Annotated in this window: 14 protein-coding genes; 8 read left to right on the forward strand and 6 right to left on the reverse strand. The window is 68.0% G+C overall.

The window, feature by feature from the left end; genetic code table 11:
* Positions 1-159: 159 nt before the first annotated feature.
* From gatB to gatC, 3 genes are read right to left on the reverse strand one after another with little or no spacing between them, the layout of a single operon-like run.
* Positions 160-1,641 (reverse strand): Asp-tRNA(Asn)/Glu-tRNA(Gln) amidotransferase subunit GatB, encoded by a 1,482-nt coding sequence (gene gatB, locus H8S47_RS13410; protein WP_187504347.1) that lies wholly within the window; start codon positions 1,639-1,641, stop codon positions 160-162.
* A gap of 1 nt (position 1,642) precedes the next feature.
* Positions 1,643-3,124 (reverse strand): Asp-tRNA(Asn)/Glu-tRNA(Gln) amidotransferase subunit GatA, encoded by a 1,482-nt coding sequence (gene gatA, locus H8S47_RS13415; protein WP_187504348.1) that lies wholly within the window; start codon positions 3,122-3,124, stop codon positions 1,643-1,645.
* Positions 3,124-3,426, reverse strand: a complete 303-nt coding sequence (gatC, locus tag H8S47_RS13420) for an Asp-tRNA(Asn)/Glu-tRNA(Gln) amidotransferase subunit GatC (RefSeq protein ID WP_056048145.1) — start codon at positions 3,424-3,426, stop codon at positions 3,124-3,126. Before gatC ends, gatA begins: the two co-directional genes overlap by 1 nt.
* Positions 3,427-3,754: 328 nt before the next feature.
* Between gatC and H8S47_RS13425 the strand changes: the two genes are divergently transcribed.
* Genes H8S47_RS13425 through H8S47_RS13445 form a run of 5 tightly spaced genes read left to right on the forward strand, consistent with a single transcriptional unit; the run spans position 3,755 to position 9,149 of the window.
* Positions 3,755-4,861, forward strand: a complete 1,107-nt coding sequence (locus H8S47_RS13425) for a DUF3089 domain-containing protein (protein ID WP_187504349.1) — start codon at positions 3,755-3,757, stop codon at positions 4,859-4,861.
* On the forward strand, positions 4,858-5,325 hold the full coding sequence (ruvX, locus tag H8S47_RS13430; protein WP_187504350.1) for a Holliday junction resolvase RuvX: 468 nt from the start codon (positions 4,858-4,860) through the stop codon (positions 5,323-5,325). The genes H8S47_RS13425 and ruvX overlap by 4 nt, the downstream gene beginning before the upstream one ends.
* 46 nt (positions 5,326-5,371) lie before the next feature.
* Positions 5,372-6,946, forward strand: coding sequence for a hypothetical protein (locus tag H8S47_RS13435; RefSeq protein WP_187504351.1), 1,575 nt, complete (start codon positions 5,372-5,374; stop codon positions 6,944-6,946).
* On the forward strand, positions 6,946-7,932 hold the full coding sequence (locus H8S47_RS13440) for an aspartate carbamoyltransferase catalytic subunit (RefSeq protein WP_187504352.1): 987 nt from the start codon (positions 6,946-6,948) through the stop codon (positions 7,930-7,932). The genes H8S47_RS13435 and H8S47_RS13440 overlap by 1 nt, the downstream gene beginning before the upstream one ends.
* Positions 7,929-9,149 carry a dihydroorotase gene (locus H8S47_RS13445; protein WP_187504353.1) on the forward strand — a complete coding sequence of 407 codons (1,221 nt, stop codon included), beginning with the start codon at positions 7,929-7,931 and terminating at the stop codon, positions 9,147-9,149. The genes H8S47_RS13440 and H8S47_RS13445 overlap by 4 nt, the downstream gene beginning before the upstream one ends.
* 180 nt (positions 9,150-9,329) lie before the next feature.
* Here H8S47_RS13445 and H8S47_RS13450 read toward each other — a convergent pair whose 3' ends face one another.
* The 3 genes from H8S47_RS13450 to H8S47_RS13460 are packed head-to-tail and all read right to left on the reverse strand — an operon-like array spanning position 9,330 to position 11,845.
* Positions 9,330-10,655, reverse strand: a complete 1,326-nt coding sequence (locus tag H8S47_RS13450) for an SPOR domain-containing protein (RefSeq protein WP_187504354.1) — start codon at positions 10,653-10,655, stop codon at positions 9,330-9,332.
* A 16-nt stretch (positions 10,656-10,671) separates the two neighbouring features.
* Entirely contained in the window at positions 10,672-11,136 is a 465-nt protein-coding gene (locus H8S47_RS13455) for a hypothetical protein (RefSeq protein WP_187504355.1), read from the reverse strand.
* Between the two features lie 4 nt (positions 11,137-11,140).
* A complete protein-coding gene (locus tag H8S47_RS13460; protein ID WP_128453054.1) occupies positions 11,141-11,845 on the reverse strand; it encodes a ParA family protein in 705 nt (234 codons plus the stop codon).
* Positions 11,846-12,040: 195 nt separating this feature from the next.
* Between H8S47_RS13460 and H8S47_RS13465 the strand changes: the two genes are divergently transcribed.
* From H8S47_RS13465 to H8S47_RS13475, 3 genes are all read left to right on the forward strand, one after another.
* The gene (locus tag H8S47_RS13465) at positions 12,041-13,045 is read left to right on the forward strand and encodes an SPOR domain-containing protein (protein WP_187504356.1); all 1,005 of its coding nucleotides are present in this window, start codon (positions 12,041-12,043) and stop codon (positions 13,043-13,045) included.
* Between the two features lie 57 nt (positions 13,046-13,102).
* Positions 13,103-13,324: a hypothetical protein gene (locus tag H8S47_RS13470; RefSeq protein ID WP_187504357.1), complete on the forward strand. Its 222-nt coding sequence runs from the start codon at positions 13,103-13,105 to the stop codon at positions 13,322-13,324.
* Positions 13,325-13,424: 100 nt separating this feature from the next.
* Positions 13,425-13,907 carry a hypothetical protein gene (locus tag H8S47_RS13475; RefSeq protein WP_187504358.1) on the forward strand — a complete coding sequence of 161 codons (483 nt, stop codon included), beginning with the start codon at positions 13,425-13,427 and terminating at the stop codon, positions 13,905-13,907.
* Positions 13,908-14,119: the final 212 nt, after the last annotated feature.

Below are 14,119 nucleotides of genomic sequence, written 5' to 3' on the forward strand. Positions count from 1 at the left end.
TGGCGATTGGGGAGATGCCCTCCTTCTTTTCCCTCGCGAACGCGGGGGCCCAGGAATCATGCAGCGCTACGCTTCATTACCCTGGACTCCCGCCTTCGCGGGAGAACGGACAAAGCCGGGAGACCGGTAGGGGCGGGAGAGAGCAAGGATGTCGCCGGCTTAAGGAGCCACCGAGTCCCCAAGCGCCGTTTTCAGCACCTCGTTCACCACCGCGGGGTTGGCCTTCCCCCCCATCGCCTTCATCGTCTGACCCACGAAGAACCCGAACAGCTTGTCCTTGCCGCCACGATAATCGGCAACCTTGTCCGCATTCGCCGCCATGACCTCGGCGATCACAGCCTCGATCGCCCCGGTATCGCTGGTCTGCTTCAACCCGCGATCCTCGACCACCTTCGCCGCGCCGTCGCCAGTCTCGAGCATCACCTCGAACACCTGCTTGGCGAGGCTGCCCGACAACGTGCCGTCCGCGATCAGCCCTAGCAACTCCGCCGCCTGAGCGGGCGAAACCGGCGAGTTCTCGATGTCCCTGCCGGTCCGGTTCAATGCCCCGAACAGCTCCGACGTCGTCCAGTTCGCCGCCGCCGCCGGCTTCGCACCCGCGTCGAGCAACGCATCGAACCACCGCGCCGCCTCGACCTCGGCGGTCAGAACGGTCGCCTGATAGGGCGCGATCCCGAGCGCCTCGTAGCGCGCGCGCTTTGCGTCCGGCAGTTCCGGCAACGACGCGCGGCACTCGGCGAGGAACGCGTCGTCGAGAACCAGCGGCAACAGATCGGGATCGGGGAAGTAACGATAATCATGCGCGTCTTCCTTCGACCGCATCGAGCGCGTCTCGTTGCGGTCGGGATCGTAGAGCCGCGTTTCCTGGACGATCTTGCCACCGGCCTCGAGCACCTCGACCTGGCGCCTGGCCTCCTGCTCGACCACCGCCATCACGAAGCGCACCGAATTGACGTTCTTCGTCTCGGTCCGCGTGCCCAACTCGTCGCCGACCTTCCGCACGCTGACGTTGACGTCGGCACGCATCGAGCCCTCTTCCATGTTACCGTCGCACGAGCCGACATAGCGCAGGATCGATCGCAACTTGCGCAGGTAAGCCCCTGTTTCCGCTGGCGATGCCAGATCGGGCTTCGACACGATCTCCATCAGCGCGACGCCCGACCGGTTGAGGTCGACGTAGGACTGGGTCGGATGCTGGTCGTGCATCAGCTTGCCCGCATCCTGCTCGACATGGATGCGCTCGACGCCGATTCGCTTGCCCGCAGCATCGGGGTTCTTCTCGTCGAGGCTGATGTCGATCGCGCCTTCGCCGACGATCGGATGATAGAGCTGGCTGATCTGATAGCCCTGCGGCAGATCGGCGTAGAAGTAATTCTTCCGATCGAACCGCGACCATTTGTTGATCTGCGCCTCGATCGCCATGCCGGTGCGGACCGCCTGACGGATGCACTCGCGGTTCGGCACCGGCAGCATCCCCGGCATCGCCGCGTCGACCAGGCTCACCTGCGTGTTGGGCTCCGCACCGAACGCTGTCGCCGCGCCCGAGAAGAGCTTGGCGTTCGACGTCACCTGCGCGTGCACCTCAAGGCCGACCACGACCTCCCACTCGCCGGTTTCGCCCTGGATCCGATAGTCGCTCATGTTACCACCAAGCCTCTGGTCGCGCGGTAAATCCCGCTCGCTGTTCGATCGCGAGCCCTGCGTTCAGCACGCCTTGCTCGTCGAGCGGCTTGCCGATGATCTGAAGCCCGAGCGGCAGCCCCTGCTTGTCGAGGCCACCCGGCACCGACATCGCCGGTAGCCCTGCGAGCGAAGACGGCACAGTGAAGACGTCGTTCATATACATCGAGATCGGATCAACCTTCTCGCCGAGGCCGAACGCTGCCGAGGGTGCGGTCGGCGTCAGCAGCACGTCGCACGTCTCCCAAGCCCGTTCGAAATCGCGCGCGATCAGCGTCCGGACCTTCTGCGCCTGCGTATAATAGGCGTCGTAGAAGCCGGCCGACAGCACGTATGTGCCGATCATGATACGGCGCTTCACCTCGGGGCCGAAGCCGTCGGCGCGGGTCGCGGCGTACATGTCCTGCAAGCCGGCGCCGGTCGGCAGGTCGCGGATCCCGTAGCGCACGCCGTCATAGCGCGCGAGGTTCGACGACGCTTCGGCGGGTGCGATGATGTAGTATGCCGGCAGCGCGTATTTGGTGTGCGGGAGTGAGACTTCGACGATCGTCGCGCCGGCATCCTTCAGCCAATCGATGCCCTGCTGCCAGAGCGCCTCGATCTCCTCGGGCATACCGTCGACGCGATATTCCTTGGGAATGCCGACGCGCAGGCCGTTGAGATTGGCGGATAATACCGCTTCCCATTTCGGCACGTCGAGCTGCAACGAGGTGCCGTCCTTGGCGTCGAACCCGGCCATCGCCTCGAGCAGGATCGCGCAATCCTTGACGTCGCGCGCCATCGGTCCGGCCTGGTCGAGCGACGAGGCGAACGCGATCGTTCCCCAGCGCGAGCAGCGGCCATAGGTCGGCTTGATGCCCGAGATGCCGGTGAAGGCGGCGGGCTGGCGGATCGAGCCGCCGGTGTCGGTGCCGGTCGCGCCGGGGCAGAGCCGCGCGGCAACCGCCGACGACGAACCGCCCGACGAGCCGCCGGGGGCGAGCGAGGCGTTGCCGCCGCCGTTCCGCTTCCACGGCGAGATCACGTTGCCGAACGCGGATGTCTCGTTCGACGAGCCCATCGCGAACTGGTCCATGTTCAGCTTGCCGAGCATACCCGCGCCCGCATCCCACAGATTCTGCGAGACGGTCGACTCATAGGTCGGCGTGAAGCCTTCGAGGATGTGGCTCGCCGCGGTCGTCGTGACGCCCTTGGTGCAGAACAGGTCCTTCATGCCGATCGGCACGCCGGCTAGCGGCTTGAGCGTCTCGCCGGCTTCGCGCGCGGTATCGGCGGCCGTGGCGGCGGCGATCGCGTGTTCGGGCGTCTCGACAAGAAACGCGTTCAACGCCTTGGCCTGGCTCACCTTTACGATGAACGCGTCGGCGACTTCGCGCGCCTTGAAGCTGCCATCGCGGACGCCGTCGCGGATGCCTGCGATGCCGAGATCTGTGAGGTCGGTCATTATTCGATCACCTTCGGCACGGCGAAGAACCCGTGTTCGGCCACGGGCGCGTTGGCGAGGACCTGCTCGCGGATACCGCCGCCGGTCAGCGGGTCGGCGTTGACGACGTCGTCGCGCAGCCGCAGCGTGTTGGGGATGACGGCGGTCATCGGCTCGATACCGGTCGTGTCGACCTCTTCGAGCATCTCGATCCAGCCAAGGATGTTTCCGAGTTCCGGCGCCATGCGGGCGGCGTCCTCGTCGGTAATCGCGATGCGCGCAAGGCTCGCGATCCGCTTCACGGTTGCAGTATCTACGGACATGGGCTGCGGCTAGCACCCGGCGCGGCGGGCGCGCAACATCTTTGGCGTGGGTGCTTCAGGCTGACGATTGAAATAGAGGCGTTCGCAGCTGTTCTCCCCTCCCTGGAAGGGGGGGGTCGGGGGTGGGTCGGGTTCCCCACGTTCAGATGGTGGTGGCTCAAGCGGATCTACCCACCCCCAGCCCCCCCCTTCCAGGGAGGGGAGAAGAGTTGCGACGGCGACAACCGATGCGCGCGCGCAGAATGTCGATCCGCCGTAGACTGCCACCGATTGCAACCAGCCCCAGCTTGCGGCACGGGAGCCGGATCGCCTGCACGGAAGGTCCCGCTTGGCCCGCAAGTTTCTCTATTTCGTCGCCGCGATGATCGTTCTCGCGATCGCCGCCCTGCTCGCCTATCGCCTGTTCGGCACGCAGTTGATGCGCGCGGTCATGGTCCCGAGCGAGACGTTCCAGGCGCAACGCGAAGCTCCGCGCAACATCTACGCGCGGAAAATCATGTGGCTCGCGCGTCCCGACACACCCGGCAATCCCGCGCTCTGGACGCCGCCCGGCTACACGCCCGGCGAACGCGGCACGGGTGCGGCGATCTTCTTCATCCATCCGACCTCGTACATCAATCGCGACCACTGGAACGCGCCGATCGACGATCCCGAGACCAACGCGCGCGCCGAACTGTTCCTGCGCGGCCAGGCAAGCGCGTTCAACGAGGCCGGCGACATCTGGGCACCGCGCTATCGCCAGGCGACGTTCGGCGCATTCCTCACCAGCGAGGCCGACAGCGAACGCGCGCTGGCACTGGCGTATGGCGACGTCTCCGCTGCGTTCGACCGGTTCCTCAAGGAAGCCGGCCCGACCCGCCCGATCATCCTCGCCGGCCACAGCCAGGGGGCGCTCCATCTGACTCGCCTGCTCCGCGATCGCATTGCGACCGATCCGAAACTGAAGGCGCGGATCGTCGCAGCGTACGTCGTCGGCTGGCCCGTCTCGCGGGTCACCGATCTGCCGCGCATGGGGCTCGCCGAATGTCGCACAGACGACCAGACCGGCTGCATCCTGTCGTGGGAAAGCTTTGCCGAACCCGCCGACCCATCGCTGATCGTCGACACCTATGACCAGACCACCGGCTTCAACGGCCAGCCGCGCAAGGGCACGCCGATCGTCTGCACCAACCCGCTAACCGGCACCGCCGACGCCGCTGCGCCCGCAATTGCCAACCTCGGCACGCTCGTCCCGTCCGCCGACCTCAAGACCGCGACCATGGCGGTCGGCAGCGTCCCCGCGCGCTGCGCCGAGCGCGGCTTCCTGCTGATCGGCGAGGGTCCGAACCTTGGGCCGTACGTGCTGCCCGGCAACAACTACCACGTCTACGACTACAGCCTGTTCTGGGCGAACATCCGCGCCGACGCCAACCGCCGCCTGAAGGCTTTCCAATGATCACGCTCTCCGCCGCGCAATTCCGCGACGCGCTCCCCAATGGCGGCCGGCTGATCGGGCTCGATGTCGGCACCAAGACGATCGGCACTGCGCTGTGCGACGCCGGCTGGTCGTTCGCGAGCCCCGCCCTCCTGATCCGCCGCACGAAATTCCAGAAGGACAAGGCCGCGCTCGCCGACATCATCAAGGCGCAGGCGGTCGTCGGCCTCGTCATCGGCCTCCCGATCAACCTCGACGGCAGCGAAAGCCCGCGGTCGCAATCGACGCGGGCGTTCGCACAGAACCTCAAGGATATGGGTTTCCCAATCCTGCTCCAGGACGAACGCTGGTCGACCGTCGCCGTCACGCGCACGCTGATCGAACAGGACGCGAGTCGCGCCAAACGCGCCGAGCTCGTCGACAAGATGGCCGCCGCCTACATCCTCCAGGGCGCGATCGACGCGCTGGTGACCGCGCAGATCTAGCACGCCGTTAACCGTCCCTTGCCGGATGGCATGCGATGGGCCGCTCATGCCGCACGCGACCGACCAGGACAGGCCGAAGCCATGGTGGGCCACGCGCCGCTATAGCGCGCTGGTCAGCCTGCTGCTCGCGGTCCCGCTGCTGTGGCCGGCGATCCCGCCGCTGACCGACATCTTCGGCCATCTGGCGCGCTACACGATCGTCGCACGGATCGGCACGTCGCCCTATCTGCACCAGTGGTTCGCGACGCACTGGCAGCTCTCGGGCAATCTGGGCGTCGACCTGATCGCGGCCGTGTTCGGGCCCGCGTTCGGCATCGTCCTCGTCACCAAGATCACCATGATCGCGACCGCGGTGCTGACCGTCGGCGGCATGCTGCTCGTCGCACGCGCGGCGCATGGCCGCCTCCCGCCGACCGCACCGTTCGCGCTGCCGCTCGTGTTCGGGATGCCGTTCCACTACGGCTTCCTCAATTACAGCCTGTCGCTCGCGCTGGTGTTCCCCGCGATCGCGCTGTGGTTGCAGCTGGGGTTGCGGCCGGATCGCGGTATCGTACGCGCCGCGCTCTTCGTGCCGATCGGCCTGGTGATCTGGATCACGCATCTCGCCGGCTGGGGGCTGCTCGGCCTCGTCCTGTTCGCGATCGAACTCGCGACCGCGCGACGCGATGGCGCCCCCTATTGGCGCGCGGTCATCGCCTGCCTGCCGCTTGCCGCACCGCTCGCGCTCCTGCTGCTCCAGCCGGGCGGATCGTCGACGATCGGCATATCGCACTGGTTCGACGGATCGCTGAAGCTGTTCTTCGTCCTCGCCGTGCTGCGCGATCAGAACGCCGTGTTCGATATCGCCAGCGCCGTGCTGCTCTACGCGCTCGTCGTGTTCGGCCTGCGCGGGCTGGGTTTCCGCATGGAGCCACGCCTCGCCTGCGCGGCGGCGGCGGTGTTCGCGGCGTTCCTTCTCTTGCCCGGCATGATCATGGGGTCCGCGCTCGCCGACATGCGCGTGCTGCCCTGCGCGCTGGCGCTGGCGATCCTGTCGCTGTCGCCGACCAGCATGGCGCAACGTAACCTCAATCTGCTCGCCATCGCCGCGCTGGCGTTTCTCGGGCTGCGGCTGGCGGTCCAGACGATCGGCTGGGCGCGCACCGCGATGCTGCAACGGGAACAGCTCGCCGCGCTCGACCATATCCCGCGTGGTAGCCGCGTGTTCGTTCTCGTCACGCTCCCGTGCGAATCGGCATGGAGCAGTCACCGGATGGATCATCTCGGACTGATGGCGATCGTCCGCCGCGACGCGTTCGCCAACGGCGTGTGGAACATGCCGTCGTCGCAACTGACGGTGCACCGACCCGACGCCACCGGCTTCGTCTATGCCGGCAGCCAGACGCTGTTCCCCGCCGGATGCCGGTACGACCCGCGGTACGATCTCCCCCGCGCCCTCGCGACGATGCCGAGGGCGGCGTTCGACTTCGTGTGGCTGATCGACACGCCGCGCGCGGACTGGCCGAACGATCGCGGCCTCCACCGGATATGGTCGGGCAACCGCGGCGCACTGTACCGGATCACGCGCGCGCCCATCCGAGCCTTGCCCCCTGCCCCCGCGGCCACTATCCCGCGGCTTTAATGCGAACCTCAGATCACCGCCCCGCCGCCCTCATCGAAGGCGGCGCCGTCTTCCCGCACCGGCATCTCACCGGTATCGACGGGCTCCAGCCGCACGAGATCGCGTTCCTGCTCGACGAGGCGGAGACGTGGGTCGGCGCGAACCGGACGCATGCGACGCCCGACAAACGCTTGGCCGGCCTCACCCAGATCAACGCGTTCTTCGAGAACTCGACGCGGACGCTGTTGTCGTTCGAGATCGCGGGCAAGCGACTGGGCGCGGACGTCGTCAACATGCACGCCGCGCAGTCGAGCGTTAAGAAGGGCGAGACGCTGATCGACACCGCGATGACGCTGAACGCGATGCGCGCGGACGTGATCGTCATCCGGCATATGTCGTCGGGTGCGGTGCGGCTGATCGCGGACAAGGTCGATTGTCCGGTATTGAACGCGGGCGACGGCCGGCACGAGCATCCGACGCAGGCGCTACTCGACGCGCTGACCATCCGGCGGCGCAAAGGCTCGATCGCCGGCCAGCGCGTCGTGATCTGCGGCGACCTCCTCCACAGCCGGGTCGCGCGATCGAACATCCTCGCGCTGACCGCGCTCGCCGCGGAGGTTCGCGTCTGCGCGCCGTCGACGCTGATGCCGCCGATGATCGAGCGGATGGGCGTCACCGCCTTTTCCGATTTCGACAAGGCCTTGGAGGGCGCCGACGTGGTGATGATGCTCCGGCTCCAGAACGAGCGGATGGACGGTGCCTATGTGCCGTCGACGCGCGAATATCGGCTGCGCTACGGGCTGACGCTCGACCGGTTGGCGAAGGCTGCGCCCGACGCGCTGGTGATGCACCCCGGCCCGATGAATCGCGGCGTCGAGATCGACTCGGCGGTGGCGGATCACGCGCGCTCGGCGATCACCGAGCAGGTCGAGATGGGGGTCGCCGTCCGGATGGCCTGCCTCGACGTGCTGACCCGAAGAGCGCGCGGCGTGGAGGGTTGGGCATGATTCTCGCACTGACGAACGCGACGCTCGCCTGCCCGGTCGGCGGCGTGACCAAGGGCAATGTGCTGATCCGAGACGGCGTGATCGTCGCGACCGGCATCGTCGATATTCCCTCCGATGCGGAGGTCGTCGACTGCGCCGGCAAGACCGTCGCGCCGGGGATCGTCGATCTCGGCATCGCGAAGGTCGACCGTGCCGCGTTCCGCGCCGGCGGGATCGTCCGGATCGGTCTCATGCCCGACCAGTCGCCGGTGCTCGACGACCCCGGCATCGTCCAGCGCGCCGCGCTGATCGGCAAGCCCGACCTCTGGATCCATCCGATCGCTGCCGCCACGCGTGGGCTCGAAGGCCACGACCTCGCCGAGATGGCGATCTGCGTGTCGGCGGGGGCGAAGGCGGTCGGGACGGGCAAACACTGGATCGCCGATAGCGGGGTGATGCGGCGCGTGCTCGCCTATGCGCGCGACCTGGACGTGACGGTCGTCGCGCATGCCGAGGATGGCGGGCTGACCGCCGGTGCCGTCGCGACCGAGGGGGAGACGGCGACGCGGCTCGGCCTGCCCGCCTCGCCTGCGGTTGCCGAAGCACTGGCCATCGCGCGCGACATAATGCTCGCAGAGGATACCGGCGCGCGTCTCCATATCCGCCAGGTGACGACCGCGGCGGGCTTCGACCTGATCCGCGCGGCCAAGCGTCGCGGCTTCGCGGTCACCTGCGGGATCACGCCGGCGCATCTGCATCTGTCGGAGATCGCGGTCAGCGATTTCCGGTCGTTCGCGCTGCTGTCCCCGCCGCTTCGTGCCGAGGGCGATCGACGGGCGGCGCTCGACGCTATCGCCGACGGGACGATCGACGTGCTGTGTTCGGGACACGAGCCGCGCGGGCCGGAGGAGAAGCGACTGCCGTTCACCGATTCGAGCAGCGGGATGGCCGGTGCGGAGACGTTGCTGCCGCTCGCGCTGATGCTGGTGCGCGACGAGTTGCTGACGCTCGAACGCCTGTTCGCGCTGCTGGCGCGGAACCCGGCGCGGGTTTTGGGGCTCGATACGGGCACACTGGAGGCAGGCAAGCCGGCCGACCTGATGCTGTTCGATCAGCAGGCGCCGTGGCAGATCGTCGGGGAAGAGTTTCTGGCCGAGGCGGGGAATACGCCGTTCGATGGCTTGCCGGTCCAGGGGCGCGTGTTGCGGTTGTGGAAGGGTGGCCGCGAGGTTCGGTGAGGCGCGGGCGACACCCCACCAACACCACCCCGGCGAAGGCCGGGGCCCAATTGGCAAGGCCAGTGTAACGGATGGCAGCGCTTAGTTCTTAGTTAGAGACGTTCCCCACTTGGGCCCCGGCCTCCGCCGGGGTGGTTGTAGCTCTTGAGGCAACCCAACCCTCTTACCGAGCCCTCCCGTTTACCGCGACGCCATCTGCATCCCAGGCTTGCGCAACCACTGCGCCATCGCGTCGCCCGCACCTTGGCGGACGAAGCAGGTGCCGCCCTTGGCACGATACTGGCGACACATCGTGTCCGCCGCCGATCGGCTGAATCCGCCGACCGAGAGGCGATAAAAGTCCTCGCCGTTCGCCTTGAACGTCATACCGTTCGGCGAATGCCCAGCCAGCATCGCAAACCGGCGCGAGGCGCGGCCCCAGGCGTCCCTGGCCACGCCCGCGCTCTCGAACGCGCCGAGCTGGACATACCAGCTGCCGGTCGCCGGTGCCTTCGCCTCATACGCGGCGGTCGCCATGCCGTGTCCGGTCGACGCGGGGTTGGACGCAACCTTGATCGGACCATTTTCCGGGCGAAGCATCATCGTCGGCAGCGACTGGACGACCTCATGCCGCGGTCCGAACGACACCTTCGAGAACCCAGCAGCCGGCGCCGAGGCGACCTCGACCGGTACGGCGTCGGTCTGCGGAGCGACCGGCTCCACCGCCGCCAAGGCTTGCTCGGGCACACCCGGCACCACCGGCACCACCGGTGCCGGAGCGTTCAGCGCCAGCGCGACCGGCTGGCCGGCGTCCGCCACTGCCCGCACGCCGAGCAGGCTCGCCACCTGGTCCGACGCGGTCGCCGGCTGTGCGAACAGCGCCCATTGCGCAAGCCGTGCGTCGACATCGGCCGGCGCCATGTCCGCCGCGGCGACTACGCGCGCCTCCTGCCAGCGGCCCGCCAGCGCGAAACTCAGCGCCAGATTCTGTCGGACCTTCGCATTCGTCTCGGGCGACCGCGCGACCTCGGTCAGCAGCGCGATCCCGCCCGCCGTATCCCCCGCCAGCGACAGGGCCAGCCCACGATCGGGCGCCGGGATGATCGCCGCGTGAGCCGCCAGCGTCTGCCGGCCCGCTTGCCAGTCGCCCGTCGCGACCTGCGCCAGCGCGAGGTTCAGCGCCGCCTTGCCGTTGGTCGGCGAAAGCTGGAGCGTATCCGCGAACGCGCGCGAGGCCGACGTGAAGCGCCCGCCCTGCAGATAGCTCTGGCCGAGCAGCATGCGGTATTCCGCCGACTGCGGCATCAGCGCGACTGCGCCCTCCGCATAGCCGATCGCCACCGGCCCTTCGTGCCGGGCGAGCGCGGTCTGCGCCTTGCCCGCGTTGGTCGCGGCGCCCTTGGCCGCCAACGCAGCGCTGCGGTCGCTCGCAGAGGCCATGCCACCGCCATTGGCCGCGCAGCCGACCATCGTACCGCCGAGCAGGAGGGCGGAGATGCCGCCGAGGAGAAGTGCGCGCGTGTTCATCGGGATAATCCCTGTTTCAACGTTTTGACGTAGCCGGCGGCAGCTGCGCGACGAGCGCATCCACCTCCGGTACCGTGTGCAGAAAGGCGTCGAGCGCCTGCGTGACGAGCTGCTGTGACGAACGGCCGGTGACGGCACTCGCCAGCCGCAGCCGGAGATGCCGGTCGGTATCGAGCCGAAGCGTGAAGGCGGCCTTTGCCCCCCCGGTTTTGGCCCCCCGAGTTTTGGCCGACGTCTCGCGCCCGATCCGCGCCACGGTCGCCTTCGAGACGGGTGCGACCGGCCGTTCGATCTCGACCTTCAGCGCTTCCCGCTCGACCAGCACCTGGGGCTGCGGACCGCCCATGTCGTTCCAGCCGAGATCGTCGACCACGTCTGCTGCCGGAGCGTCGAGATCCTGCTGGCGCATCGCCGGGCGCGCTGTGCCCTTGCGGGCCAGCAGCGAGGACGTGAGCGACGGGAGTGATCCGGGCCGTGCCATGGCGTCAGCCGATGACCCGGCGGCCGAAGCCCCCAGCGGCGGGACGCTGGCCGACCGCGGTCGGCACGCTGAACACGGTGCGGCGGAAATTCTTCTCGAGCCGGTCGCAGACATAGGTCCACAGCGCCTCGATCTCGGCGGTCGACTTGCTCCTGGGGTCGAGCTCCATGACCGTTCGTCCGTCGATCATCGAGACGGCGAAGTCGGTACGCTGGTGGACGATGACCGGCGCGACCGTGCCGTGCTGCGACAGCGCCAGCGTCGCGTCGGCGGTGATCCGCGCTTTGGGCGTCGCGGCGTTGACGACGAAGATCAGCGGCTTGCCGGCGCGTGCGCACATGTCGACGGTGGCGCCGACCGCACGCAGATCGTGCGGGCTCGGCCGGGTCGGGACCACGATCAGTTCGGCGACCTGGATCACGCTCTGGATCGCCATCGTGATCGCGGGCGGGGTATCGATCATCGCCAGCTTGAAGCCCTGCTGGCGGAGGATTTCGAGATCGGCGGCGAGGCGCGACACGGTGGTCTGCGCGAAGGCCGGCTCCTCGGCGGTGCGTTCGTTCCACCAGTCGGACAACGAGCCCTGCGGATCGATGTCGATCAGCACCACGGGACCGTGACCCGCACGCTCCGCCTGGACGGCGAGATGACCCGTCAAGGTCGTCTTCCCCGATCCTCCCTTCTGCGATGCGAACGCTAGAACGCGCATAAGTCCCCGACCCCCGGTAATCGCGGATGGCGTGCCATGTGGACGTCTAAGAAGCGGTTAACGCGGCGTCATAATGGGTGCGGATCGAACGATATCGGCTGGAAAATACTGAATTGGCCGGAAAGCATCCGCGCGCCCTTTGCCTTGCGCGACGATCGGCGGCATGGTGGCGACGAGACGATATGAGGTAGAACGATGACGGTTGGGCGTAAGCTTCTGGTGGGTGCGATTGCACTGAGCGGCGTGCTCGCCGCCGTCCCCGCCTATGCCGACGTGAAGGCCGGCGTCGACGCCTGGGGCAAGGGCGATTACGCGCGTGCCGTCGGCGAGTGGCGACCGCTCGCGATCGCCGGCGATGCCGATGCCCAGTTCAACCTTGCACAGGCGTACAAGCTCGGCCGCGGCGTACCGCTCGATCCCGGTCTTGCCGAGAGCTGGTTCCGAAAGGCGGCGCTCCAGGGGCATCTCCAGGCGGGCGACAATTACGGCCTCGCCCTGTTCCAGGCGGGCAAGAAGACCGATGCACTGCCGTGGCTCGAAAAATCGGCGGCGCGAGGCGAACCGCGGACTCAGCTCGTGCTGGGGACCATGCTGTTCAACGGCGACGGCATACCGCGCGATTTCCCCCGCGCCTATGCGCTGATGACGCGCGCGTCCGCGTCCGGGCTGCAGTCCGCCTCGCAGACGCTGGCGCAGATGGACCAGTATATCTCGCCCACCGACCGCGAGAAGGGCACCGCGTTGGCGCAGCAATATGCGTTGCAGGCGACGCCCGCCGCGCCGTCGCGCTCGACCGTCGGTGGCACCGGCGCGCGGGTCGACGTGCCGGCATCGCGGGTGGCAGAGACGCCGCGGCCGACGCGCCTGCCGCCGAGTTCGCCCCCTGTCCGCGTTCCCGCGCCGACGCGCGAGCCTGCGTCCAAGCCGACGCCGGTAAAGGCGGTCGTGGCAAAGCCCGCGCCGAAGCCCGCGCCCGTTAAGGCGACCGGAAAGTGGCGGGTGCAGCTCGGCGCATTCCGCGATCAGGGCAATGCCGAGACGCAGTGGAACACGGTGCGCGGCAGGCTTCGTGGTTTGCAGCCCTTCTATACGAAGGCGGGCAACGTGACGCGGCTCCAGGCCGGCGGGTTCGCATCGAAGGCGGACGCGACGCGCGCCTGCTCGGCCGCTCGCGTGTCCTGCGTGATCGTCGCGCCCTGATTTGATAGGTTCAAACGCGGCGATACGCATGACAATACTCGTGACGGGGATGTGCGAATGATCCTGCTGAGCTTGGCGCTGGTATACGCGTCGCCGACTTGCACCGAGACCAGGCAGCAATGCCGCGCGTGCCCGACCGAGGGGAGCGTCAAGGGATGCTCGACGGTCGGCATCGCCTGCCAGCCGACCCGCCGCATTTGCGAGCCCGTCGCGCCGGCGAACATCGCGACCCGCCCGGGCCGCGGCGCTGACCGGAGCGTCGACAAAAAAACCCGCTAAAACACCGTCACCTACCTACCCGAACGAGCAACATCGCGCGGCAGGGATCGAAATAGCCGGACCGGTCGTTTCGTTTCGACATCGACCGGGAGCTAGATGCATGATTTCGAAGACCTTGGCGCTGGCACTTGCCGGCGCAACGCTGTTGGCCGCGTGTTCTGGCGAACAGCCTGTAACGACCAATACCGATATGATGACCGAAAACGGCGTATCGTTGCGCAACCTTGCCGAAACCGACGTGGCGGTGCCCAAACCCGAGCAACTGACCGTCAAGGGGCGGCTGATCCCGACCCCGTCAGACCCGACCTCACGCCATTTCCTGTTGCGCGAGCGGAAAGCCGTCGGCGGCACGATCATCGCGATCCTGCGGCAGGAGCATGCGGGCAAGATCGCCTATGCGCGGACCGAAACCGATTGCGCCAACCGCCTGTTCCACGTGCTGGGCGTCGGCCCCAACCGCGCATTGGTCGAGACCAACATCGCGCATGACGGCCCGCTGCGGCCGATCAAGGGGCTGCCGCTGCGTGAGGAACTGGCGACGTATGTGTGCGCGGCGAGCGGAACGCCGTTGGCGAAGGGCTGACCAACTTCTGCGCCCCTCCCTAGAAGGGAGGGGTTGGGGGTGGGTCGGCCCGCTCAAGTCACTCCAGTTCGGGTAACGCGGAAACCGCCCCCCCCCCCGCCCCCCCCCGGGGGGGGGGGGGGGGGGGGGGGGGGCGCGCCCCCCCCCCCCCCCCGCGCGGGGGGGGGGGGCGGGGGGGGGGGGGGGGGCCGCTTGGCAAGCGCACCGGATGC

Source organism: Sphingomonas albertensis (assembly GCF_014358075.1).
Classification (GTDB): Bacteria; Pseudomonadota; Alphaproteobacteria; order Sphingomonadales; family Sphingomonadaceae; genus Sphingomonas; species Sphingomonas albertensis.